Raw genomic sequence first — 23,336 nt, forward strand, 5'->3', positions numbered from 1 at the left:
TGAGGGCACTTTCACACCCTTTTTAGGCGGCAGGCAGATCTTCTTCCAGCACAGTGATATTGATGGCGTAGGAAATTTCTCCTTCGTCTTCATCACGATAGACCGTACCGATCACCTCACCATCGACAGCAACTTCAACGCTCATCCCTTTACGAGGGGGCTTGACGACTGTCAGCTTGGGTGAACCCAGAAGGCGCTTTAAAGCCTGCTGCAACCGGGTAATTTCAGATGATGACATCTCGGCCATGAGTTTTCCTCTTCTATAAACACAATACTTACTCTTTCTAACGCATAGTCACTTTTAACGAAACCCGCCCCTCTGCTTCTCTCCTTTTTACAAAGGTCATTTTGTGATATGGGACAGCCTCTTTTTCAAAGCATTAACAATTTCAGGCCGAGATTTTGAAACGTTCTGATCTTACAAAATTTGCAATCATCTGCTCTCTGCCTCTTCTTCTTGAAGGATGTGGCTATTTTGATGCACGTGAGGCGCATCGTGCTCAATATGAAATGGTCGGAATGACAGGCTATGACCTGCAAGCCTGTGCCGGGGCACCTAAAAGCAGTAAAAAGCTCAATGACACGACCGAACTATGGCAATATGAAATATCGCGCAAAGTGGCCGTTCCACAGGATTCAACCTTAATTCCCGTTGGGGGCGTCATTCAGCTTTATCAGGCCTTTTCAGGAGGGCCCGGATCAAATTGCCAGATGATTGTTCGTCTCGATCATGACCGTGTTTCTGAAATTCATTATGCTGGCGATAATGATGAATATATCGGCACAGATGGCATTTGTTCCATGATCACTCGTGGCTGCGCGCGACAGATTGAATCAACGATGCATGAAGTACACGCCATATGGCCTTTCGGGCCGATCTCCGCTTTCCATCCTGCAAAAACACCCCCGCAAAGTGCGACAGCCACCTACTCTGATCAATCGGGTAAATATGCTCCGTATTTTGACAATGACAAAACCAAACCACTTATCAGGCCTGTACAACCGCCCAAGACCGAAGAGCCCCCTCCAAAATCTCCCTAATTATACAAGCAGATCCTTCATTTGCCTGACTGATTGCTCCAGCCCGGTAAAAAGTGCCTGACAAATAAGAAAGTGGCCGATATTCAACTCGGCCAGACCGGGCAATGTCGTTACAGGACGGACATTATCATAGGTCAATCCATGGCCTGCATGGACTTCGAGGCCTTTTTCCTGCGCCAGAAAAGCTGCTTTTTCCAGCCTCTCAAACTCGCCTATTTTTCCCTTGGCATAAGCCCCCGTATGGAGCTCTATAACAGGCGCTTTCAAACGGCAGGCCGCTTCAATCTGTGCAGGATCGGGGTCAATAAACAGTGAGACACGAATTCCGGCCTTTTTCAGCTGTTCAATTTTAGGACGGAGATCATTTTCAAGCTCATGGACATTCAGCCCTCCCTCAGTCGTCAGCTCTTCCCTCTTTTCAGGGACCAGGCAACAGGCATGAGGTTTGACCTCACTGGCTATTGAAACCATTTCATCAGTCGCAGCCATTTCAAAATTAAGAGGCACATCAAGCATCCTGAGCCGCCTGATATCGTCATCACGGATATGACGGCGATCCTCACGCAAATGCGCCGTTATCCCGTCAGCGCCCCCTCTAATGGCATAATGTGCAGCTTCTACGGGATCAGGATAGGATTCACCACGAGCATTTCTCAATGTAGCGACATGATCAATATTGACACCCAGACGAATCATTTACCCCTCCTGAAATCCTGTCCGTTTCTGACTCATTGCGTTAGCCATCTGCATAGCGGCATATAAACTACCTGGATTCATCTGAGCCGTCTGATTATTTTTTGCCAAATCAAAAGCCGTTCCATGATCTGGAGAGGTTCGGATAATGGGAAGACCAAGAGTCACATTAACCCCTCGCACCATGTCCAGCGTTTTAACAGGGATCAGACCTTGATCATGATAATGACAGATGGCTACATCATAGCTCGGCCTCATGACCGCACTGAATAATGTATCAGGCGGTAAAGGTCCCGTCACGTCGAGGCCCTTCTCACGCAGAATTTTAACCGCTGGTTCTATGATAAGCGTTTCCTCATGCCCCATCAAACCTTTTTCACCTGCATGCGGGTTAATCCCCGCTACGGCAATCCGGGGGGAAGCAATCCCGAAATCCCGCTTCAGACTTTCATGCGTCTTTAAAGCCACGGCTATAATATGGTCTCTATCCAGTGTGTCCAAAGCCTGCCGTAAGGAAATATGCACACTTGTCAGAACCACTTTTAATTCAGGACAGGCCAGCATCATAATCTCCTGGCCTGAGACCCCACAAAGATGGGCAAGATATTCTGTATGGCCGGGATATTGAAACCCGGCTTCAGCCAGAACATGTTTGGCGATCGGATTGGTCACCACGGCCCCGGCATGTCCACTTCTGACACTTTGAACAGCGTAATCAATGGATTCAATAACGGCTTTCGCATTACCTGAATCTGGACGTCCGGCAATAACCGGAACGGGGCATGACACAGGAAGCACTGGCAGACAATCATGAAACATATCTGCCACCTGTTCCGGAGCTGAAATAATCGTGACAGGTATATCGTTTCCCAGCAATCCGGGATCGCCTATCCAGAAAAAGGACAGGCCTGTTTTCCGAAAATGCTGCCAGGCCTGTTTTATCAGAAACGGTCCAATTCCAGCCGGATCTCCCATCGTCACAGCAAGGGGGAGCGAAGAAGAGGCCGCCTCCATTATCGTGACAGCTTGTCCAGAATACGCACCCACGATCTTATGCCTTTATGAAAGGAATCAAGCCCATATTGTTCATTGGGTGAATGAATTCGGTCATCATTTTGTGCAAAACCGATCATCAGACTATCCATGGACAGAACGTCTTTTATGTCACCCGCTACCGGAATGGAGCCACCTGAGCCAATTTCTACCGCTTCATGCCCCCATTCCTCTTCCAACGCCGTCAGGGCCTGAGTGAGAAAACCTTTCTCATCAGAAAAGGCAAAACCCGGGGAAGCACCATGAGATATAAAACTTATTTCAGCGTCACCTGGGAGATTTTCACGCACAAAGAGGCGAAACTTTTCACGAATAATGTCAGGGTTCTGTCCAGGCACTAATCTAAAGGAAATTTTTGCAGAGGCCTGGGCGGGAATAACCGTTTTAAAGCCTTCCCCTTCATACCCCCCAGAAATGCCGTTAATTTCAAAACTGGGGCGCGCCCAGACCTGCTCGATCGCACTATAGCCTTTTTCACCTGCGGCATGGGCCAGACCAACCTCGCCCAACAACGAACGATCATCAGGGAAAAGAGCAGACCATTGCCGGCGTTTACGCTCTGACGGTTCTTCAACGCCCTCATAAAAACCGGGAATTGTTACACGGCCATTCTCATCCCTGATTTTTGCAAGCACATGACATAAAACCTCGATGGGATTACGGGCTGCATTTCCATAAAGGCCGGAATGCAAATCCTGTGAAGCACATTTAATGATGATTTCTTCGGCCAACAGCCCCCGTAAGGACGTTGTAATAGATGGTGTTTTCCGGTCAGCCATCGAGGTATCACAAATCAGGGCAACTTCTGCCTGAAAGCGATCCTTATAAGTCTCAAGGAAAGGCCGTAAATTACCGCCACCACATTCCTCTTCGCCTTCCAGAAGGACCGTCACGTCAACAGGCAGTGACCCAGTAACGTCTTTCCACGCTCTACAGGCTTCGAGGAACGTCATGACCTGCCCTTTATCATCGCTCGCCCCTCTGGCTACGATGACCATGCGCCCGTTATCATCTTTAATAATGGGGTCAAAGGGAGGTGCATGCCATAAATTTTCCGGGTCTACAGGTTGCACATCATAATGACCGTAAAATAAGACATGCTTTCTTGGAATGATCGTGTCATGGTGCACCCCATAAACCATAGGATGACCGGGTTCTGCCCACATAACCGGTTCAATACATGACCTGAACCCTGAAACAGCCAATTCACTTTTGAGCCATTCAGCCGCTTTCAGACAGTCCTTTCTGTATTCAGATTGTGTCGAAATACTTGGAATGCGCAATAAGGATTGCAGACGCTCCAGAGCCGCTTCGATCGTCTGGTCCACATGGCTCAGAACTTCAGAAAGTTTAGTCTTCTCGGTCATAAAGGGCCCCTCTTTTACGTCTCTAATGTAACACCAAGTTTTATATCGGGTTCGCGGTCAATAATTTCCATTTCTTCAGGCTCACCACTTATTTCATCAGGGTCATCACCAAAGAAAATCAAGGGAGCGGGCTGAAAATGATATCTTGAAGAGGATTCTTCCTTCTTTAACCCATCCACGTGAAAAAGGGCATTCTCTAACTGAGACAGAAGCCCTATGACAGCATCTCTGAAACGCTTCTGGTTATAGGTTTTAAGAACCTTCCTGGATCCGGCCTGGCTCATTTTAGTCCAGAGATCCTCATTTTTATAGAGTTCCGCAATCGCTGATGCAAAAGCCAGAGGGTCATTAAAACCGGCATCTTTCGCTTCATGTGCACTGAGTTTCATCCCTTCAAACACAGATGAACTCATAATAGTGGGCAAGCCAGCGCCTATTACATCCATAATTTCCGGCGGGATTGTGGTCATAACCCGTGTAGGGACAATCGCAAGACGGCATTGAGCCATTTTATCTTCCAGCGATTGTAACGTTGCCAGACCTTTTACGGGGGTGAAACGTTCATAAAACCCCAGATCCACATCAGGATTATGGTAACTGCCCACCCATATCGGAATTTCCTTTGAGAGCATATCTCTTAAAACAGGCGCTACTTTCAGGCAGAACCAGTCAAACGCATCATGGGCAGCGTCACCTGATTTATGGATAGGGATAGGAAACAACAATCCTGTGCGTCCTTCCCATTGGGGGATAAAATTCAGTGAGCGGCAACGATTGGGAATGACCAGGACATTAAAACTTTCCAATTGCCTGATATATCTGGCTTCCCACTCATTATCAGTGATGACGGCACGACAAACCCAGCTTTCTGAAAGGTCCTGCCGTAATTCTTTGAAAAAAAGCTCCAGGTCTTCCTGTCTTCCAACAGAACACCTTAAGTAACGCTCAGCCGCTGGCAATCCACTCCCATCAGGGTTGGTAAGATCGAGAATAAAATCCTGTGACGATAAAAGAGATGATTTCGCCATGGGTAATAGTCTGTTTGCAACCACAGAACCATTCAGCCAGATCAGGTCAAACTCACCTTTTCCTTTAACGATAAACTCTTCAAGATAAGTCTCCCCCACGAACCATTTGACAGAAGAACGATAGGATTGCAGTGGCGCCAATCTGTCTTCCACACCTGCGTGAAGAGCCAGTAACGTTACGTCCCATCCCTCTTCATCCAGAAGATCCATCAGATCAAAAGCACGGCGTGAGAAACCATCTTCAGCTTTTAGCGGAAGTCTCTGAAAGACCAGCAAGGCCGTTTTTTTCTTTTTGGGTCTGACCAAAGCAACTAATTTGTCTGAAGGAAGAGGCCTTTCTGCAACGTAAGCAGGAAAATCACGTCTTATCTGATCCGAAACGAGAGATAGATCATCAAAAACACACATTGTTTCCGGGTCAGTCACAACCAGATCAGGGCAATAAAGAAGCTTCTTCCCCCTACTGCTCAAGAGGACCGTAAGGTACAAGAACCCTGTTTTATCATCAAATGGTGCCAGCTCTGACAGCACCGGCTGGAGATCAAATTTCCGGGCAAAGAAAACACCTTTCTGGAACCCGTCCACCTGACGGGCAAAAGAAATAGCCGCGGCAAAAGCCCTTTCTCCCATCCCATAAACCCTGTGAGACCCATCTCGATAAAGATGAATGCCTGTTTCCAGAATGTTCTGATTGACTGAAAGAACCTGACCACCACCACCTGAAATGCTTCTTATACGCAATTGCGATAAAATGACGGGAAGTGCTTTTTGATGAAGGGTAACACCTGCATACATAAGCAGGATATTTTTACTATGGGCCCGTTTTACACCTTCAGAAAATAAAGCCTTTTCTGTTTTCCATTCGGAAGATGCCATAATAAGGATGTTTTGAAACGTTTTTTCCAGTCGTTTCTGTTCGGAAATAGTGCCTCTGGTAACAATAATGATTTCCTGCTCCCTGAACCCCTGTTCGTAAAGGGAAATCAGGGAAGCCGTTACAGACAGATAATCACCCTCGGAAAAGAGGATAACGCTTATGTCCGGTTTGCGGGAAGGCGCAAAAACAAGCGGCTTGCGATAAAGGGCTGGCAGCTGCGCTTCCAGGCGCATTACAGCAAGCTTGCGAGCACTCTCCACAGAGCAGCTTATCCGTTCTTCTGGGAAATTTTCTTCTTTCTGCTTGATATAAAAAGCAAAAGCATCCCTGACATTATGATTAATCAGCCGGTAGGCGTTCTCACCTTTCATGAGCTCTCGATCAAGCTCTATGGAAGGCGCTGGATGACGTCCTTCATAAAGACCGGCTGCCAGAAAATGTTCATATCCGTTGCGATAATGCCCATCATTGATCGCTCTTTCTATGTCGGGATACTGGGCAAGATAATAAGTTTCACTGAAATAAGGGTTCGGGTCAAAGCGAACCGGCTCCTGATTACAGAGATAATGCTCCAGCGGGAGGCCGTAACGACCATTACGGAGGAGTTCCTCAACCTCCGGATAACGGTTCAGATACCATTTCGGATCAAAATACCACGAACTCCGTATCCGCCCCAGCGGCGCACTTTCCAGTGCCAGAAAGCTGCTGAAAGGCCCTTGAGAGTTCTCAATAAACAGCCCCTCACGCATGGCCTGACTGACAAAAAGATCCGGCTGGAAAAAGAGATTTGCCTGTCTGGCTTCTTTATCGCCAACGCTGATATAGTGGTCATATCCATTTACAAAACCGGCCGATAACAGCGCACGATAACTTAAATCAGGATTTTGCCTGAAATAATCTTCTTCACGGAAAAGCCAATGGGGCGCGCATCCTCCGAAACCTATTTCTTCATAATGCTGAAAACCGGTTTCAAAAATGCTTCCTGCCTGAATGACCCGGCCTACCTCCCTATTATAGGAAAGATACCATTCTTCATCAAAAAACCTGTTCGGGGAACGCCCGGTTTTACTGGTTGTATCGCACCAGATTTTTTCAAGCGCGGCATCATCTGCCTGCTTTTCCTCCTCGCTTAAAACTGCCTGATAACGCCTGCGATACCACTGTGCATCAAATATCTTCCACTCTGGCAGAGCTGTCCTTTTTTCCCCTGAAAAAGCAATCTTTTTATCATCTGCCTGATCTGTCACGGATATTCTCTTTTCAAATGAATTTTCGCGCACATTTTGTTAAACAATAATTTCCTGAAATTTATAAATCAGGCAGTCTTTTTTTACAAAAATAAAAATTATCTCCCCTTATGATAGCATCTTGCTTAACCTTGATGGGACACGCTAGGAAGAAACCATGATAAGACTTGTAATTATTGTATGCCTTCTGGCACTACTCACCGTTTTTTCCCTGTCTAATGATTCCCCTTCCGAAATGTGGGTTATTTCAAAGAGCTTTCATATGTCGATCGGGATATTGGCATTTGGGCTTTCCATTTTTTTCCTTCTTATCGGGCTTATCATCGGCTGGACTGGCGAACTTAAACAAAGAGGACGGGCTCGCCGTGCCGAAAATCAGTCTCGCACTTATGAAAAACAAATTGCCGATCTTGAGCAGAAAATAGCCGCTCAACAACCTCCAGAAGCCCCGACACCTGACGCTCCCTCCTCTAATCCTGTTCAAGCTGACCAAGGCCCCGTTGCATGACCACTCGCCGCACAAAGTTGATTGCTGCACTCGATACTGCTGATAAAAATCAGGCTCTCCAATGGGTTTCATCACTCCAGGGAGCTGTGGACGCCTTCAAATTGGGGCTTGAATTCACTTATAGTTGCGGGCTGGACGCTGTTAAAGAAGTTACCCGGAATCAGGCGCTTTTTCTTGACCTGAAACTTCATGACATTCCCAATACAGTCGCTTCCGGGCTCCGGTCTCTTCTCTCGTCTCTTACGCCTAAATTAACAACGATCCATGCTCTTGGTGGGCCGGAAATGATTACCCGCTCCCGTGAAGCTTTAGAACAATCTGCTCCTGAAGGTCATCGTCCAAAGCTTCTGGCTGTAACCGTCCTGACCAGCATGAATGAGCAATCCCTAAAGGCGATTGGTGTCAATGACACACCTTTGGACGAAGTTTTGCGACTGGGAAAAATGGCGATACAGGCCGGAGCAGATGGGCTTGTCTGTTCAGCTCATGAAATTAACGCCTTACGCGACACATTGGGAGAAAAGCCCGTTCTTGTTGTGCCCGGCATCCGTCCGGCAGGTGCTCGCTCTGATGATCAGAAACGCGTTATGACCCCACGTGAAGCCGCCCAGGCCGGTGCGGATTGGATCGTCGTCGGCCGCCCTATTACGACAGCTCCAGATCCCCTTCAGGCCGCCAAGGGCATTATGGCAGAGCTGAAAGGTTGATGATTGAGGTTAAAATCTGCGGCTTGAAACGTCCCGAAGAAATGCAACTCTGCACAACTTTGGGTGTGACATGGGTCGGTTTTGTATTTTACCCACCCTCTCCACGTTTTATCACGGCTCAGCAGGCTTTATCCCTCCATGAATCTACCCCTCCTTCTCAGAAAGGAGGGCCGCAAAGGGTTGGCTTATTCGTCAATCCAACGTTCGACGAGATTGACGAAGTTCTGCGCACTGTCCCTCTGGACGTGTTGCAACTCTATGGGGCGACTGAACAGGTTCTGGCAGTTAAACAACATTTCAAGCGACCTGTCTGGCATGCAAAAGGCATTAAAAACGCTGAAGATCTACCCCTGGCCCCTACCTCTCTGGATGGCTATGTCATAGAAGCCCCTGCCGATTCCTCGGATGCTCAACCTGGAGGGTTGGGAAAAAGCTTTGACTGGACCCTTACGAAAAACTGGCACTCTCCTGCTCCCTGGCTTCTGGCAGGCGGGCTGACACCAGATAACGTCGCAGAGGCTACCAAAACAAGCGGTGCCAGTGCTGTGGACGTTTCTTCCGGCGTGGAAGAAAGCCGCGGGGTCAAATCTTTAAAAAAGATAGAAAAATTTGTGAATAATGCCCGTAATGGGGTTGCACGAAATTAAAACCCTGCTATGTTCCCCAAGCCTTGAACGGAGAGATGGCCGAGCGGCTTAAGGCGCACGCTTGGAAAGCGTGTGTACGTTAATAGCGTACCGAGGGTTCGAATCCCTCTCTCTCCGCCACGGAATCCCAGACATATTGATATACTGCCATTTTTTGAGTGATGTTTTACTCTTTTCACTCGCTCACTTGCCTGAGCAAATGTCTCTGAATCATTGAGTGGCATATGGCTCGACCCCTTCTAAAGGGGAATAACCCTATGATCGTTATTGGGTGATTGTTTGTACACCCTATTCAACAAAATGATGAACGAATACTTTATATGATCACTATATTGGAGAATATTTATTATTACTTAGCTCCATAAATTAAATAACGTTACGGCTCTTCTAACCGTTTTACATAATTTAATAATTCTTCATTTAAGGCATGATGGTCAGCACCAAAATGCGCCTGTCTATGACAATTAGGGCAAATTGCTGCAACATAGTGAGGATGGTCAAGACCACCATCACTTAACTTACGAATATGATGAACTTCGAGATATGGCTGGCCTTTAGGGGTCAAAAAAGGAGCTTCTTTTTTGCATTTTTCACAAGTTCCTGCGGCACGAGCAAGAATATAATCCTTCACGGCTTTGCTTCTTTCCCAAATAGTGATCAAAGCCTTTTGCCCACTCTCCTGTTGAGGCCCAATAGCAGCTCGAAGAGCTCTGTCTTTTAATTCTATTAAAGAAGGCAAAGGCCTAATTGCCGTTGCAAGCTCTTCTGCTTCCGCTCTCAGTCCATTTTGTGGCACTAAGGTAAAAACAATGGCCTTTCGCAACTGACCATTCACATCTAACTGTTGTTCTATTTCCCATCCACTACAGACAAAAAGGCCTTCAAAAATAACAGGCCCACCTTTTTTAGTCTGTCGAAATAGCAAGAGATCTTTGCCGTTTTTTACATGATCACGAATAGCCCGATTGCCAGCAGTCATTTTCATATCACCAATCTGACCTTGGCCTGTATACCGGAAAGTCCCGTTTTGACATAGCTCATCTTGATAACCGGTAGATCTTGCTCCATGAACGGTGAAAATAAAAATTCCCGGCTTATCACTTGGCGTAGAGATTCCGCCCTGCTGTTGACCGCCATATGGCCCATGAATATCCCTCCGGCGATTATAAGCTTTATAAATTTCAAAGGGCCATACGTTACACATATTATGTCCATATTATAAAAAAAGCCCCCATCATCTGGGGGCTTTTTAGACTTTACAACCTTACTTCTTCATCCAATATTTATAGTCAGCCTTGCGTCTATATTGGTGAGCATGGGAGGTGATGGGAGCGAAGCCCAGAATTTCCAGAAGGTCTCTTGCGACACCGATATGCCATTCCTGAATCTCAGTAAATCTCAGATTAGGGAAGAGCAACCCGACTACGGCATGAGCAAATACGGCACCATCACCAACGGCTTCAAGAGCATTCATGATTTTGCCAAATTGTGAATTCGGTACTGCATATGCCGGATCGTAAGCTTTTGCGATTGCTTCACGATTATATTTTAATGTAGCCATTCTGTATAATCACTCCGTAATTAACAAATACGCGCGCGATTATAATCATTTTATAAAAAAAATATAGTGAACAAATCGATATTTATTTTTTCCAAAACAATGATTCTTCATATTCTAGCATAATTAACTTCCCTTTATCAGAATACATGATAGCCTGATAGAATTGTTCAGAATTATGAGGATAAACTCCATGGCTGACAAAATTACAGATCCATTTTATCAGGAAATAAAAGAAGCTCTCGACAAAGTTCGCAAGAATAATGACGACAAAGTTTCCCGCTGGTTTCACGAAAATGCCGCGGTAATCCGTGAGAAAATCGACGGAAAACTTTCTGAAATTCTTCAGGCTGAATCCCTATCCCAAAAGGCAGAAGCCGCTTTTAATGCTGGTAAGGTTGAAAAGCCCAGGAAGCTCGAAGAATTGCTCACTCAGAAAGAACGTGAAAGCAAACATAAACATCCTGATTTCAACAGCCCTGATATTATTTTCGCCATTTTGGGCACTGAAGCTCAATCACCTCTTTTCATGGCCTGGGATACACTGAAACACGAAGTGGCTGTTCAGTCCAAACATGTACTCCATCACGATTAAGCTTTAGATCCGTTCGCTCTATAAAAAGCCCCTTTCGAACCGGAAGGGGCTTTTTCCTTTCTGGACATTCTCAGCTGAATAAAAGATAACCCTCCCAGCCCTGAACCACTCCCTACAGGTTTATAATGACTGGCACTTATCATGATGAATCTGCATCCAGAACTCAAATTAAAGGTGCCTCTCTGGTACTTTGCTCCCTGATTATCCAGAATATTGGTGCCAGCTGTGCAAAACATCTCTTTGTGACAGTTGGGGCCTCTGGCGTGGCAGCATTGCGGATAGGGCTGGCAGCAATCATTCTTTTACTCATCAGACAACCGTGGAAACGGGGACTGCCACTCATATGCTGGCGCCCTCTTATCCTCTATGGTGCTGGATTAGGCTTTATGAACCTTCTGTTTTATCAGGCTTTTTCCCGTATCCCTATTGGACTTGCCATTGCTGTTGAAGTCGCAGGACCTGTTCTTATTTCTCTCTTTGGTTCTCGCACCATAAGAGATTTTTTATGGATTGGTCTCATTATAACAGGTTTGCTTTTTCTTCTTCCTCTCCATACAAAAAATGAGATTGACCCTATTGGCCTTCTTTTTGCTGCAGGTGCTGGTTTATGCTGGGTCCTTTACGTTCTTTTTGGCAAGTCAGTTTCAGCACGTCTGGGCATGGACGCGCCTGCATGGGGCATGAGCGTTGCCTCTTTATTAATCGTCCCTATAGGTATCACTTCCGCTGGAACGGCCATTTTTCATCCCTCAATTCTATTTCAGGGGCTGATCGTGGCCGTACTTTCGAGTGCGTTGCCATATTCTATTGAAATCAAGGCACTGAATCTCCTTCCAGCCTCCCTATTCAGCACGTTTTTAAGCACCTCCCCGGCCATAGGCTCCTTGGCTGGTTTCTTCATCCTCGGAGAACATCTGACAACAGAACAGCTGATGGCTATATCCTGTATAACGTTTGCAGCCGTAGGAAGTAGTTTGACATCACGAACAACTAAAAACAAAAGTTAAAAATATTTTTGTTTATAAAAATAAATTAACGACAATATAAAATATATTATTTTTATATTTTTGAATTTTATATGTAGTAATACTATTTATTTTCTACTTTAAAGACGTATTATTACCTTTAAAAAATATATCTTTACAAAATTAATTTTTTATAATATATAACATTACCACTCAAGCTTCTGTCATGATTTATTTTATGCCTTTTCGGTATATTTTTTTACTCTTCATGATTGTGATGAGCTTTTTGATTGAAAAAGGGTTCGAGCACTCTCGTAGGACCCTGCTAACGACGCATTTTGCACTTTCATTCCACAATGAGGTGGAACGTCCCAAGTCCGCAATGCGCTTGAATATGCTGGAGAGACGGTTAATGTCCGCTGTGGCGACTGAGAAAAAAACAGCCCTGATTGAGCGTCTGGGTATCCCTGCCCCTCTTCTGTGGGCATTTATTGGCCTGCTGTTATTCATGATCGGTGATGGGGTCGAGGCTGGTTATCTTGACACCTATATGCTCCATAATGGCCATTCACAGAACTTTGTGAATCAGCTTTTTACATTTTATGGCGTCACAGTCATGATTTCCGCCTGGTTTTCAGGCCCCTTGTCAGATCTTTGGGGACCTAAGAAAGTCATGTGGCTTGGCCTCATCTTATGGGCTCTTATCGAAACCTGTTTTCTGGTTTTTGGTCTCGGTCCCAATAATGGCCCGCTCATTATGCTGTTTTATACCCTCAGAGGCTTTGCTTATCCCCTGTTTGCTTATGGTTTTCTGGTCTGGATTGCCGCAGCGACACCGACACGCCTGCTAGGTTCGGCAGCAGGCTGGTTCTGGTTCTCCTTTTCAGCAGGATTGCCGACTTTAGGCTCGCAATTTGCCCGTTATGCCATCCCGGAAATCGGGGAGTTGAATACGTTCTGGTCATCTCTGGCACTCGTTATCATCGGGGGATTGATCGCCCTGCTATTTACAAACGAGCCAACAGGTAAGAAACGTCTCCTTCCTGCCCATGTCTCCACTAAAGACGTATTTTTTGGCTCATTTTCCATCATGTGGCGTGAACCAAAAACCTTTATTGCCGGCATTGTCAGAACAATAGATACGTCATCTGAATATGCCTTTCTGGCCATCATGCCTGCTTTTTTTGTGGATCATCTTGGCTTTTCTCTCGGTGACTGGTTGAACCTTCTATCGATCATCTTCTTGAGCAATATCATCTTTAACCTGGCTTCTGGCATGGTCGCCAATCGCTTCGGCTATCGTCATATTGTTGCAGTCTTTGGAGGGATTGGAGGCTTTGTTACAATTCCACTCTTCTATTATGTGCCTCTATGGTTCCCGGGTAATTTCTGGGCCGCCGCCTGTGTTGGTGTCTTTTATGGGGCTGCCATTGCCGCCTTCGTCCCATTATCAGGATTAATGCCGCAAATTTGTCCCAAAGAGAAAGCCGCTGCCCTGTCAGTACTTGGGCTGGGTGCCGGTGCCTCCACCTGGTTCGGCCCTGCGGTCGTCAGTCTTTGTGGGTTACTCTTTGGTTCAAGCCTGACCTACGTTGTCTGGGCCTTTGCGATCCTTTATCTGATCTCAGCCGGGCTAACCATGACACTGACCATCTCACCGGAAGCACGCCGCTTCATGCAGGCTGCTGCGGCAAAGAAGAAAAAATCAGCCCTTCATCAAACAGCCTGAGAGAAAAAAACCTCACAGCATAATAAAAGCCACGCTTTTCATTCAAGCGTGGCTTTTTTATCGGGCAGAGAAACAATGTCTAAGTCTGTAGACCATCCAGCTTCAACACAGCTTTCGCGATCGAAACGGTCGTTGCCAGGGTGGTAATCGTTCCCGTTCGCAAAGCCGCTAAAATGGAAACGAGTTTGGAGCTCTCGCTCGCAATTGCAGCAACATTGGGGATACGATGCAGATCTTCCAATGCGAGCCCAATGACCCGCCCTTGAGTCGGCACATTCGCCGGTTTCCCTTCAATGGTGATAAAATCATATCCCATCATATCGCCGACCGTTCCCGCCAATTTGGATTCAGCAATTTCCTGGGGGGTAAACCACCCCATTCTTACCATATTGCTATCTTCATTAACGTCTCCAATGCCAATCAGGGCCACATCAGCACGCCTGGCATGATGAAGCGTACTCTGCACGACGTCATTTTCCATCAAAGCCCGGCGGAGTGCGGCGTCCGCAACCAGAGCCGGAGCATATAAGGTCTCACTGATACCGCCAAAACGAGCGGCAAGCTTTCGGCATATATGGTCGGAACTGATATAATCACCCGCACGCGGTGACCCGCCAATGGCTGAAACAAATGTGATGGAGCGGCCTCCTCCATTACTGATCTGATCAGCGATCGCGGCAATATTACGCCCCATTCCGACAGCAACGACCATCTTATCGCGCAAAACACTTCCCAGATAATCTGCCATCAAAGCAGCAACACCCTGGCGTTGCGCCTCAGGGTTCCGGTGTTCCACCGCCGCCAGAAGTCGCGAAAGACCAAAACGTTTCTGAAAAGCCTGCTCCAGTTCATTCACAGATTCAGGACGCGTCAGGACACGTATCTCGACGATTCCTTCTTCACGGGCACGCTTGAGCAATTTACTGATGGAAGGACGCGAAAGACCAAAACGTTTTGACAGCTCTTCCTGAGTCGTTTGCTCCAGATAATAAAGAGCTGCCAATTCCGTCAGCTGATCCGGCTGGAGGTCAATGCGGTTACGCCGCTTATCCTCCCCTGCAGCGTTTTCATCTTCACAAAGAGATGAATGGAGGCAGCTATCTCCCTCAAAATTCACCTTGCTCACTCAAAGGCTGCTTGTTCATAATATTTTATACGTTCAACTTTCTGCGTGGAGTTCCCACCACTGAACTCTGACTCGAGATAGGCTTTCACGATAAACTTGGCCAGTTCAGGACCGATGACACGCGCCCCCAGCGTAATGATCTGGGCATTGTTACTTTTCATCGCCCTTTCTGCTGAAAATGTGTCATGAGTCTGGGCCGCTCTGATACCAGGAACCTTATTGGCACTGATGGCCATCCCAATTCCTGTCCCACAAAGCAGAATCCCACGGTCATGTTTCCCGTCTCTGATCGCCCTCGCCACGGTCACGGCAATGTCAGGATATAAAACAGGTTCGTTCTCATAAGTTCCGTAATCAGTCACTTCATGACCGGCTTTTTCGACTTCCTGCTTGATAATCTCTTTTAACGCAGTGGCTGCTTCATCACATCCAATAGCTATTTTCATTTTTTAATCCTTTATCACTCCAGAATGCTTCACAAAGAGTCACGGTAAGAAGGCTACATTTCCAAACCGCCGGATTCTTCCCTCATCATTCTGATCATTATTGCGAACAAAAGCAAATTCAGTAGAACACTAGAAAACATATATAAGGCAAAATAATAAATCTTTTTTCATAAAACACGCGTTCGTGAAGTGAATGTCGTTGATTTCTATGCTTAAAATCCAAGAGAAGATTTTTTTCTTCGAAAAATTGTTAACACGTAATGCCAAAATTTCCGGAGAAATTCTGTCCTGTCGTGATTGATCAGAATGCAAGCGGATAGACGGTAATTCGATAAAAATAAAAAGGTTTCATGATATGACCGATGATTCGAAACGTGCCATTCACAAACTGGACCGCATTTATAATAATCCGGATTACATCGTTGAAGATGGGTTACGTGGCTATCTTCTGGCTCATCCCAATATTCTGGCACCCACGAAGAATCCACGCGTTATAAAACGCAAAGAAGGCAGCATCGTCAGGAAAGTCGGCGTTATTACAGGTGGGGGCTCCGGTCATGAACCGGCATTTCTGGGCTATGTTGGCTCTGGAATGCTCGATTCAGTGGCCATTGGCGAAATCTTTTCTTCCCCGACAGCCGCAAGCTTTCTGGACGCTATGCGGACAGCCGATATGGGAGCAGGTGTTGCCTGTCTGTTCGGTAATTACGCCGGCGATATCATGAATGTGCGCCTGGCCGTCAGCGATGCTGAAAAAGAGGGCATTACGGTAGGAACGGTTGTCGCCAATGATGACGTCGCCTCCGCCCCCAAAGATGATGCCGCCCGCAGGCGCGGCGTCGCCGGTGAAATCCTGATGTGGAAAGCTGGCGGTGCACGCGCTGAAGAAGGTGGTTCACTCGAAGAGGTTCTGGCAGCCGCCCAGAAAGCGATTGATAACACACGTTCCATCGGTGTGGGGCTCTCTCCCTGCACGATTGTCGCAAACGGACACGCCAATTTTGCTATTGAGCCCGGAACCATGGAAGTCGGGATCGGCCATCACGGTGAGCCTGGCGTTGAAGTCCGCCCTCTGGAAAGTTCACGTAACATTGCACGCATGATGGCAGATTATGTCCTGAATGATCTGCCTTTCCAAAAAGGCGATAATGTAGCGGTTCTTCTTTCCGGATTGGGTGCCACACCTGTTATCGAACTCTACGTCCTTTTTGCTGATCTTTCTGAGATTTTTGCAGAACGGGGAATCACCATCCAGCATAGTTTCGTCGGTAATTATTTCACCTCTCTGGAGATGAAGGGGGCGACCCTTACCGTTATGAAACTGGATGACGAGCTTGATCGACTGATGTCGCACCCGACTCATACAGTGGGCCTTACTCGTGTCGGGTCATTCTATCCAAGCTCGCATAAAACAGCCCCGGCCATTGCCAAGGTTCTCCATAGCGGAGGAGCCGATAAGAAATTCGTTACATCTTATAAGGCAACCAGCGGCATCGCGGTCAAAGACACGACACATATTATTCCCGCTCTGGTGAAGGCCATTATAGAAGCCCGTGACTGGCTCAGTGAAATCGATGGGAAAATCGGTGATGGCGATCACGGTATCAATATGGCTAAAGGGTTTGAGCGGTGTGGGCAGGCCCTGGGAGAAAATCCGCCTCCTCTGAAAGAAGCGCTTGAAGCCCTTTCTGATGCTCTTCTTGCAGGCATTGGCGGCTCAATGGGCCCCCTCTATGGGCGCTTCTTCTCCGGAATGGCCTCCGCATTAGGTGAGAATAGCTATATTGATGCCAAACTATTTGGCCTGATGCTTGATGGTGCAGAAGCAGGAATACGCTCATTGGGAACGGCCGATGTCGGCGATAAAACCCTCATGGATACGCTGGTCCCTTCCGTCAAAGCGGCTCACGCTGCTGAGAAAGAAGGTCTGGATGCCACTTTGAGTGCCGTCATTGAAGCGGCAGAAAAAGGGCGTGATTCCACGATTAATCTGGTCGCCCGGATTGGCCGTGCCAGCCGCCTTGGTGAACGTTCCAGAGGCGTAATGGATGCCGGTGCCACTTCCTGCTGCCTCATCCTTCAAACAATGGCTCGTACTTTAATGACACTGGAGAAACACTCCACATAATGCATTAGCAGGCTGTTCCCGGAATTCAGAGCATGTTCGGGAACAGTTCAAAAATTGGGTGATCATATGACCAAAACAGCGCACGTCAATTCAGCTCAGCTGGATACAGAAATCCCCTCTTCTGGAACGCCCCAAAACGCCTGGGGACAGTTTCTTGCGAAAATTGGCATTCCCCCAACGCTGTTCTGGGGATTTATCGGCCTTCTGGTCTTTATGTCCGGTGATGGCGCTGAAAGTGGATTTTTATCCTCTTATCTCGTCGATCATGGGCAGTCAGAACATAATGTTGCTCTCCTTTTTACAATTTATGGCGTCAGTGCCGCTGTTTCCTCCTGGTTATCAGGAGCCCTGTCTGACCTCTGGGGGCCCCGACGTGTCATGGCGACAGGGCTTATCATCTGGGTCAGTTTGCAGATCGGTTTTCTGGGGATGGCGATCCCTTCACATTCTTTCCCTTTAATGGCGCTCTTTTACGGCATAAGAGGATTTGGCTATCCGCTGTTCGCCTTCGGTTTTCTGGTATGGGTTGTAACGACAGTTACCCCCACAAAACTCGGCTCAGCCGTTGGATGGTTCTGGTTCTGTTTTGCGACAGGTCTGCCAACACTTGGCGCTGTTTTTGCACGCTACATGATTCCTGCAATCGGCCATATGGAAACATTATGGGCCGCACTGGGCCTTGTGATCTTTGGTGGTTTGCTCGGGCTTTTCGGTATTAAGGACAAACATGGCTCCATGCATAGTTCCAGAAGTGACAAAGATGTCTTCGGGACCTTATTTTCATCACTTTCCATCGCCTGGAAACGCCCAAAAGTCGGAATTGGCAGTATTGTAAGGGCCATTGATACCTCTGCAGAATTCGGGTTTCTGGTTTGTCTGCCGATTTATTTCAAGGACACCCTCCATTTCTCCATGGAACAATGGCTCCTGGTCCTTCAGGTGCTCGCCTTATCCAATGTCATCTGGAACCTGCTTTTCGGGATACTCAGTGACAGAATGAGCTGGCGCGGAACTGTCATGATCTGCGGTGGTTTTGGTTCAACTGTGACAACATTATTACTTTACTGGTCCCCCACCTATTTTGGGCCCGATCATATTGTCCCGACCCTCATTGTCGGAGCTCTCTATGGGATGACGCTGGCCGCTTATGCGCCCCTCTCCGCTTTAATGCCTTATCTGGCCCCTGAAGATAAACCGGCAGCCATGTCGCTTCTGAATCTCGGTGCAGGAGCCAGCGTATGGGTTGGTCCGGCCATTGTGTATCTTGTTCAGCCTTACTTTGGTGTTCTCGGAGTTATGATAACATTCGCCATTATTTATTTCATCAGTGGCGTGTTAACCTACTTCCTGACTCTGGACCCTGAAGTGCAGGCAGAAATTGATTTACTCAAAACGAACAGGACAGCGCGTTTTTCTTCTCGGGAAAATATTGACGAAGAACCTGTGGCTTAACGTTTTATAAATATAGTGAGGATTTTGAAATGACACCTTTTTCCACGCTTATGTCCCTTAAAGGCCGTACAGCCCTTGTAACAGGTGGCGCTTCCGGCATTGGCAACGCCATTGCCCAGAGGCTGGCAGAGCAAGGTGCGCGTCTTTGCCTGGTTGATCTCAGCCCTTCTGTTTCTGAAGCAGCAAAAGCTTTGGGGGCGGAACATATTGGTATTCAGGCCGATGTTACGGATGAAAATGCCGTAAAGCAGGCCTGCAGTGACGCATTGAAAGCTTTCGGGAAAATTGACATCCTCGTCAATAATGCCGGCATTGCGCTGATTGCCCCGGCTGGCGAGCTGACCACCAAAGCATGGGATACGACTCTTTCCATCAATTTGCGTGCACCATTTCTTTTTGCACGTGAACTGGGTCCTCATATGTGCAAAAACGGCTTTGGCCGGATTATCAATATGGCTTCTCAGGCCGCACTTGTGGCGCTGGATGGCCATATTGCCTATACAGCCAGCAAAGCTGGTATCCTGGGCATGACAAAAATTCTGGCTTATGAATGGGGTCCGCATGGCGTCACAACCAATGCTATCTCACCAACGGTTGTAGAGACAGAGCTCGGCAAAAAGGTCTGGGCAGGCCCGGTGGGAGACGCCTTCAGGGCACAGGTCCCGACAGGACGTTTTGCCCAACCTGATGAAATTGCCTGCGCTGCTACCTATCTCGCGAGCGACGCTGCTGCCATGGTTAATGGCGAGAACTTTGTTGTCGATGGCGGCTATACAATCCGTTAAGCCTCATAAGAACAAAATGTGATAAAAGCCGTCTCCCTCCCTAGGAAGACGGCTTTTTAAGTGACCGGTCGTAAATTATTTACAGCTTTATCGTTTTGTCAGAGTGCCTGACACTTACAAAACTGATCACACATAAGCTGACAACAATTGCTGAAGCGATCAGACCTTCAATCCAGGTTGCAGGTTCAAAGGGGATCGCGACAAATAATCCTCCCATAATCAGTAATGATAAGGCAGCCAGAACCGTAATGATCGGTTGTGAGACAGTCTTACGGACACGCAGGCAGGAGAGTGAAGACATAAAATAACAGAACAGGATCAGGTTGCCTGATGCCCCCAATAGAATGCTATAGCCCTTTGAAGGCGACCATGACGCCAATAATACGATGATGACTTCAAGGACTGTTGTCAGCAATACCGCCAGCAGGGGAACGCCATGAGCCGTTCTGCGTCCTAATTGGGAGGGAGCACACCGTAATTCCGCCAGCTCCCGCGCGATGCGGGAGACCAGATAATTGGCTGAATTCAGGCAGGACATCACTGCCAATAATGTCATCACCACCACAATTTTTTCAGCAAAGGGAATATTGAGGTAATGCATCACAACCAGAAAGGGAGAATGACCGGGGATGATACTTGTCCATGGACGAACAAGCAGAATAACGAACACAGACCCCATATAAAAAAACAGCACCAGAAATGGCAAACGCGTGACGGCCCTTCTGATATTCTTTTGCGGGTCTTTACTTTCAGCGGATGCGACAAAAGCAATTTCGCACCCTGTAAAAGTCTGCATAATCATGGGAATAACGCCCAGCGCTGCCCAACTCCCTAATGGAAGCAGCCCCCCATGACCCATTAAATTATGATAAGCCTGCTCAAAGGCTCCCTGAGTGAAACACAGCCATATAATCCCTGCCCCCATAAAGAGAAACAGCGTTAAAAGCTTTAAAAGTGACAGAAGGGACTCACTTTTCCCGTATATATAAACCGGAAGCGCATTCAAAAGCAGCGCCAGCACCATCAGGATCGCGGAACCGGATAAGGAAGGAATCCCAAAGAGATCATTAAGGATCATTCCGCCTGCAACTGCCTGCGCTCCGCCCGTTACAACCCAGAGCAGGATATAACACCAGCCTGTTATAAAACCGCTACGCCTCCCCATTGCCCGTGATATATCCGCTATAAAAGACCCTTTGGCACCATATTGGCTGCTCAGTTCCCCCAGAATGATCATGACAAACCAGACCAGCATCCCCGCAGCGAGATAGGAAAACAAAACAGCCGGACCGGCCGCGGCGATCGTTGCCGAGGTCCCGACGAACAATCCTGCGCCGATAATTCCACCAACGGAAATCATGGAAACATGCCAGTTGGCTAATCTGTTCTGTCTATGAGTCTGGGCAGCCTGATTACGCTGTATTTTTTGATGTTCTTCCAAAGACACACTCACAGAGCAGCACTTTCTGATGGTCCAAAAGGTTTATCCCCCATAATTGTGACGCGATTCATAATACGGCGATAGGGACGATAATTATCGACAGCATAATGCTGTGTAATACGATTATCCCAGAAGGCAACGTCCCCTTCTCTCCAGCGCCACCGCACCTGAAATTCCGGACGGGAGACATGTTTGAAAAGAAATGAAAGCAAGGCCTGGCTCTCATCATGCTCAAGACCATTAATTTCAGTCGTAAAACCTTCATTAACAAAAATGGCTTTCTGTCCTGTTTCCGGGTGAACCCGAATGACCGGATGCTCAACAGGTGGGTTATTATTACGTGTTTCAAACCACTTTTTGCGCTCCTCTTCTGTCCTCCCGAAACGAGAAAGCGGAAATGAGCGCGTAAAATCATGCAGAGCTGTTAGATTCTGAAGGAACTCCTTCATCCCGGGAGACAGAGCGTCATAGGCAGCACTTGCACTCGCCCATAAGGTATCCCCTCCCGTTGGCGGGACTTTACGCGCAACCAGAACAGCCCCTAACGGAGGCGTCTGGGAAAAAGTGACATCAGTATGCCAGAGGGCGTTATCTTTGAGATCATTCTGTGCTGTATCAAGGACAATCACCTCAGGAACTTCAGGGTCGGTCGGAAAAACAGGGTGAATATGCAGCTTGCCATAAAATGCTGCAAAATCCTTCTGCTGGGCGGGCGTTATGGCCTGACCGCGCATGAACAGAACCTGATGACGTAAAAGAAGCTGTCTCAGCTCTCCTTTTTCCCCCTCAGATAAGGACTCCCCAAGATTAATCCCATGAATGACAGCCCCAATATGAGGAGAAAGTCTTTCTACATCCCACTTTTTTGAACCATAGCGATATGACGCTAAATCACTATTATAATCTGTATTATCTTTATCAATAGAAAGAGACACTGTCTGATCCCCCCGAAGAACGCTCTGAAATTCTTCTTATTAACCTTGAGAGAAACCTGAAAGTCAACATTTAACCATCCATGATAATGTTATTCACATAAAACGATTTAATTTCGTTAAATGTACACTCAAGCACTCTTTAAAGGCTCAAAGATGCAAAAAGCAATCAGGACTGGCTTAATGTTTCAAACGTGCTCAGATCTGTACGCTCAAACCTCAAAGGAGAGACTGTGATATAATGACGCGCGACATTATAGGTCTCTGATGTCTCGTCAGGATCAGCTTCTGTTTTATTCTCGGAATGGAGTAAACGGACCCAGTAATAATCCTGATTTCGAGGATCTGTTTCAGCCTGCACAGCCGCCCCGTTTAATAACCCTTTTCCCTGTGTCGTCCATTTCAGCCCTTTTACGTCGTCTGGAGCACAATCTGGAAAATTCACGTTAAGACACACACGGCGCGGTATATGACAACCAAGCAGCTTTTTGATAACTGAGGCCGCATGACGCTCTGAAACTTCCCAGCAATGAGAAGCGTAATCAGCAAAATACTGGCTTAGCGCGATAGAGGGTATATCAAGCAGCATACCCGTCATGGCACCCCCGACCGTGCCGGAAAACAGGGTTTCAACACCCAGATTGGCCCCCGCATTAATCCCGGACAGAATGAGGTCCGGTTTATGGCCGCTCATAAATTGCTTTACGCCCATAACAATGCAGTCAGCCGGCGTGCCCGTTACCGCAAACTCATAGAGTGATTTTTGCTTCACTCTCAACGGATTATGCAAACTGATACTATGAGAGACCCCACTCTGATCAGTCGCCGGGGCGACGACCCAGACTTCACGCGCCAGAGATCGGGCTGCTTTTTTCAGAACCTCGAGACCGGGAGCCCCATATCCATCGTCATTCGTAATCAGGATACGCTCAAGAAGATATTCCGCTTGCGCCATGACAGGACTCCCTTTTGAACAAAACCTGGTCTTTATAACCTCTTTTCTTCTATTCT

The 23,336-nt window shown here is 47.3% G+C and carries 22 protein-coding genes and 1 tRNA gene; 11 read left to right on the top strand and 12 right to left on the bottom strand.

Features of this window, described 5'->3' with window-relative positions:
* Nucleotides 1-22: 22 nt before the first annotated feature.
* On the bottom strand, nucleotides 23-247 hold the full coding sequence (locus tag ACSYSY_RS04705; RefSeq protein ID WP_491708138.1) for a DUF3126 family protein: 225 nt from the start codon (nucleotides 245-247) through the stop codon (nucleotides 23-25).
* A 155-nt stretch (nucleotides 248-402) separates the two neighbouring features.
* Here ACSYSY_RS04705 and ACSYSY_RS04710 point away from each other — a divergent pair, with 155 nt between their 5' ends.
* Nucleotides 403-1,041 carry a hypothetical protein gene (locus ACSYSY_RS04710; protein WP_491708139.1) on the top strand — a complete coding sequence of 213 codons (639 nt, stop codon included), beginning with the start codon at nucleotides 403-405 and terminating at the stop codon, nucleotides 1,039-1,041.
* On the opposite strand, the gene ACSYSY_RS04715 is transcribed toward ACSYSY_RS04710, so the two are convergent.
* The 4 genes from ACSYSY_RS04715 to ACSYSY_RS04730 are packed head-to-tail and all read right to left on the bottom strand — an operon-like array spanning nucleotide 1,042 to nucleotide 7,306.
* The gene (locus ACSYSY_RS04715; RefSeq protein ID WP_491708140.1) at nucleotides 1,042-1,737 is read right to left on the bottom strand and encodes a pyridoxine 5'-phosphate synthase; all 696 of its coding nucleotides are present in this window, start codon (nucleotides 1,735-1,737) and stop codon (nucleotides 1,042-1,044) included.
* Complete coding sequence (gene pdxA, locus ACSYSY_RS04720) at nucleotides 1,738-2,748, bottom strand: 4-hydroxythreonine-4-phosphate dehydrogenase PdxA (protein ID WP_491708223.1); 1,011 nt, start codon at nucleotides 2,746-2,748, stop codon at nucleotides 1,738-1,740. It abuts the gene before it with no gap.
* Nucleotides 2,748-4,154, bottom strand: a complete 1,407-nt coding sequence (locus ACSYSY_RS04725) for a dipeptidase (protein WP_491708141.1) — start codon at nucleotides 4,152-4,154, stop codon at nucleotides 2,748-2,750. The genes pdxA and ACSYSY_RS04725 overlap by 1 nt, the downstream gene beginning before the upstream one ends.
* Nucleotides 4,155-4,168: 14 nt before the next feature.
* The gene (locus ACSYSY_RS04730; RefSeq protein WP_491708142.1) at nucleotides 4,169-7,306 is read right to left on the bottom strand and encodes a glycosyltransferase; all 3,138 of its coding nucleotides are present in this window, start codon (nucleotides 7,304-7,306) and stop codon (nucleotides 4,169-4,171) included.
* A gap of 157 nt (nucleotides 7,307-7,463) precedes the next feature.
* Between ACSYSY_RS04730 and ACSYSY_RS04735 the strand changes: the two genes are divergently transcribed.
* From ACSYSY_RS04735 to ACSYSY_RS04750, 4 genes are all read left to right on the top strand, one after another.
* Nucleotides 7,464-7,814, top strand: a complete 351-nt coding sequence (locus ACSYSY_RS04735) for a LapA family protein (RefSeq protein ID WP_491708143.1) — start codon at nucleotides 7,464-7,466, stop codon at nucleotides 7,812-7,814.
* A complete protein-coding gene (gene pyrF / locus ACSYSY_RS04740; protein ID WP_491708144.1) occupies nucleotides 7,811-8,521 on the top strand; it encodes an orotidine-5'-phosphate decarboxylase in 711 nt (236 codons plus the stop codon). The genes ACSYSY_RS04735 and pyrF overlap by 4 nt, the downstream gene beginning before the upstream one ends.
* On the top strand, nucleotides 8,521-9,168 hold the full coding sequence (locus ACSYSY_RS04745; protein ID WP_491708145.1) for a phosphoribosylanthranilate isomerase: 648 nt from the start codon (nucleotides 8,521-8,523) through the stop codon (nucleotides 9,166-9,168). The genes pyrF and ACSYSY_RS04745 overlap by 1 nt, the downstream gene beginning before the upstream one ends.
* 29 nt (nucleotides 9,169-9,197) lie before the next feature.
* Nucleotides 9,198-9,288: transfer RNA gene (locus ACSYSY_RS04750), tRNA-Ser, on the top strand.
* Between the two features lie 256 nt (nucleotides 9,289-9,544).
* On the opposite strand, the gene ACSYSY_RS04755 is transcribed toward ACSYSY_RS04750, so the two are convergent.
* Together ACSYSY_RS04755 and ACSYSY_RS04760 are read right to left on the bottom strand one after the other, a co-directional pair.
* On the bottom strand, nucleotides 9,545-10,372 hold the full coding sequence (locus tag ACSYSY_RS04755) for an HNH endonuclease (RefSeq protein WP_491708146.1): 828 nt from the start codon (nucleotides 10,370-10,372) through the stop codon (nucleotides 9,545-9,547).
* Nucleotides 10,373-10,432: 60 nt separating this feature from the next.
* Nucleotides 10,433-10,729, bottom strand: a complete 297-nt coding sequence (locus ACSYSY_RS04760) for a hypothetical protein (protein ID WP_491708147.1) — start codon at nucleotides 10,727-10,729, stop codon at nucleotides 10,433-10,435.
* Nucleotides 10,730-10,919: 190 nt separating this feature from the next.
* Here ACSYSY_RS04760 and ACSYSY_RS04765 point away from each other — a divergent pair, with 190 nt between their 5' ends.
* The 3 genes from ACSYSY_RS04765 (at nucleotide 10,920) to ACSYSY_RS04775 (ending at nucleotide 14,015) form a co-directional block, all read left to right on the top strand.
* On the top strand, nucleotides 10,920-11,321 hold the full coding sequence (locus ACSYSY_RS04765) for a hypothetical protein (protein ID WP_491708148.1): 402 nt from the start codon (nucleotides 10,920-10,922) through the stop codon (nucleotides 11,319-11,321).
* A 125-nt stretch (nucleotides 11,322-11,446) separates the two neighbouring features.
* A complete protein-coding gene (locus ACSYSY_RS04770; protein WP_491708149.1) occupies nucleotides 11,447-12,328 on the top strand; it encodes an EamA family transporter in 882 nt (293 codons plus the stop codon).
* Nucleotides 12,329-12,698: 370 nt separating this feature from the next.
* On the top strand, nucleotides 12,699-14,015 hold the full coding sequence (locus ACSYSY_RS04775) for an MFS transporter (RefSeq protein WP_491708150.1): 1,317 nt from the start codon (nucleotides 12,699-12,701) through the stop codon (nucleotides 14,013-14,015).
* A gap of 79 nt (nucleotides 14,016-14,094) precedes the next feature.
* Here the strand turns inward: ACSYSY_RS04775 and ACSYSY_RS04780 are convergent, their stop codons facing one another.
* Nucleotides 14,095-15,141 (bottom strand): sugar-binding transcriptional regulator, encoded by a 1,047-nt coding sequence (locus tag ACSYSY_RS04780; RefSeq protein WP_491708151.1) that lies wholly within the window; start codon nucleotides 15,139-15,141, stop codon nucleotides 14,095-14,097.
* Nucleotides 15,138-15,587, bottom strand: coding sequence for a ribose 5-phosphate isomerase B (rpiB, locus tag ACSYSY_RS04785; RefSeq protein WP_491708152.1), 450 nt, complete (start codon nucleotides 15,585-15,587; stop codon nucleotides 15,138-15,140). The genes ACSYSY_RS04780 and rpiB overlap by 4 nt, the downstream gene beginning before the upstream one ends.
* 355 nt (nucleotides 15,588-15,942) lie before the next feature.
* On the opposite strand from rpiB, the gene dhaL reads away from it, so the two are divergent.
* The 3 genes from dhaL to ACSYSY_RS04800 all read left to right on the top strand — a co-directional run bounded on the left by dhaL (nucleotide 15,943) and on the right by ACSYSY_RS04800 (nucleotide 19,952).
* On the top strand, nucleotides 15,943-17,715 hold the full coding sequence (gene dhaL, locus ACSYSY_RS04790) for a dihydroxyacetone kinase subunit DhaL (protein ID WP_491708153.1): 1,773 nt from the start codon (nucleotides 15,943-15,945) through the stop codon (nucleotides 17,713-17,715).
* 66 nt (nucleotides 17,716-17,781) lie between these two features.
* Nucleotides 17,782-19,167 (top strand): MFS transporter, encoded by a 1,386-nt coding sequence (locus ACSYSY_RS04795; RefSeq protein WP_491708154.1) that lies wholly within the window; start codon nucleotides 17,782-17,784, stop codon nucleotides 19,165-19,167.
* 29 nt (nucleotides 19,168-19,196) lie between these two features.
* On the top strand, nucleotides 19,197-19,952 hold the full coding sequence (locus ACSYSY_RS04800; RefSeq protein WP_491708155.1) for a GolD/DthD family dehydrogenase: 756 nt from the start codon (nucleotides 19,197-19,199) through the stop codon (nucleotides 19,950-19,952).
* Nucleotides 19,953-20,031: 79 nt separating this feature from the next.
* Here ACSYSY_RS04800 and ACSYSY_RS04805 read toward each other — a convergent pair whose 3' ends face one another.
* The 3 genes from ACSYSY_RS04805 to surE all read right to left on the bottom strand — a co-directional run bounded on the left by ACSYSY_RS04805 (nucleotide 20,032) and on the right by surE (nucleotide 23,280).
* Nucleotides 20,032-21,405 carry an amino acid permease gene (locus ACSYSY_RS04805; protein WP_491708156.1) on the bottom strand — a complete coding sequence of 458 codons (1,374 nt, stop codon included), beginning with the start codon at nucleotides 21,403-21,405 and terminating at the stop codon, nucleotides 20,032-20,034.
* A complete protein-coding gene (gene tauD / locus ACSYSY_RS04810; RefSeq protein ID WP_491708157.1) occupies nucleotides 21,402-22,328 on the bottom strand; it encodes a taurine dioxygenase in 927 nt (308 codons plus the stop codon). The genes ACSYSY_RS04805 and tauD overlap by 4 nt, the downstream gene beginning before the upstream one ends.
* Nucleotides 22,329-22,494: 166 nt before the next feature.
* On the bottom strand, nucleotides 22,495-23,280 hold the full coding sequence (surE, locus tag ACSYSY_RS04815) for a 5'/3'-nucleotidase SurE (protein WP_491708158.1): 786 nt from the start codon (nucleotides 23,278-23,280) through the stop codon (nucleotides 22,495-22,497).
* Between the last annotated feature and the right edge of the window lie 56 nt (nucleotides 23,281-23,336).

The sequence above is a fragment of the Aristophania sp. ESL1100 genome (genome assembly GCF_058511235.1).

What these genes read in the sequence shown, in the direction of transcription:
- ACSYSY_RS04725 (WP_491708141.1), bottom strand. Translation starts at nt 4,154, where the DNA reads ATGACCGAGAAGACTAAACTTTCTGAAGTTCTGAGCCATGTGGACCAG.
- ACSYSY_RS04760 (WP_491708147.1), bottom strand. Translation starts at nt 10,729, where the DNA reads ATGGCTACATTAAAATATAATCGTGAAGCAATCGCAAAAGCTTACGAT.
- dhaL (WP_491708153.1), top strand. Translation starts at nt 15,943, where the DNA reads ATGACCGATGATTCGAAACGTGCCATTCACAAACTGGACCGCATTTAT.
- ACSYSY_RS04765 (WP_491708148.1), top strand. Translation starts at nt 10,920, where the DNA reads ATGGCTGACAAAATTACAGATCCATTTTATCAGGAAATAAAAGAAGCT.
- ACSYSY_RS04735 (WP_491708143.1), top strand. Translation starts at nt 7,464, where the DNA reads ATGATAAGACTTGTAATTATTGTATGCCTTCTGGCACTACTCACCGTT.
- ACSYSY_RS04715 (WP_491708140.1), bottom strand. Translation starts at nt 1,737, where the DNA reads ATGATTCGTCTGGGTGTCAATATTGATCATGTCGCTACATTGAGAAAT.
- ACSYSY_RS04705 (WP_491708138.1), bottom strand. Translation starts at nt 247, where the DNA reads ATGGCCGAGATGTCATCATCTGAAATTACCCGGTTGCAGCAGGCTTTA.
- ACSYSY_RS04795 (WP_491708154.1), top strand. Translation starts at nt 17,782, where the DNA reads ATGACCAAAACAGCGCACGTCAATTCAGCTCAGCTGGATACAGAAATC.
- pyrF (WP_491708144.1), top strand. Translation starts at nt 7,811, where the DNA reads ATGACCACTCGCCGCACAAAGTTGATTGCTGCACTCGATACTGCTGAT.
- surE (WP_491708158.1), bottom strand. Translation starts at nt 23,280, where the DNA reads ATGGCGCAAGCGGAATATCTTCTTGAGCGTATCCTGATTACGAATGAC.
- rpiB (WP_491708152.1), bottom strand. Translation starts at nt 15,587, where the DNA reads ATGAAAATAGCTATTGGATGTGATGAAGCAGCCACTGCGTTAAAAGAG.
- ACSYSY_RS04800 (WP_491708155.1), top strand. Translation starts at nt 19,197, where the DNA reads ATGACACCTTTTTCCACGCTTATGTCCCTTAAAGGCCGTACAGCCCTT.
- ACSYSY_RS04775 (WP_491708150.1), top strand. Translation starts at nt 12,699, where the DNA reads ATGTCCGCTGTGGCGACTGAGAAAAAAACAGCCCTGATTGAGCGTCTG.
- ACSYSY_RS04745 (WP_491708145.1), top strand. Translation starts at nt 8,521, where the DNA reads ATGATTGAGGTTAAAATCTGCGGCTTGAAACGTCCCGAAGAAATGCAA.
- pdxA (WP_491708223.1), bottom strand. Translation starts at nt 2,748, where the DNA reads ATGGAGGCGGCCTCTTCTTCGCTCCCCCTTGCTGTGACGATGGGAGAT.
- ACSYSY_RS04770 (WP_491708149.1), top strand. Translation starts at nt 11,447, where the DNA reads ATGACTGGCACTTATCATGATGAATCTGCATCCAGAACTCAAATTAAA.
- ACSYSY_RS04755 (WP_491708146.1), bottom strand. Translation starts at nt 10,372, where the DNA reads ATGTGTAACGTATGGCCCTTTGAAATTTATAAAGCTTATAATCGCCGG.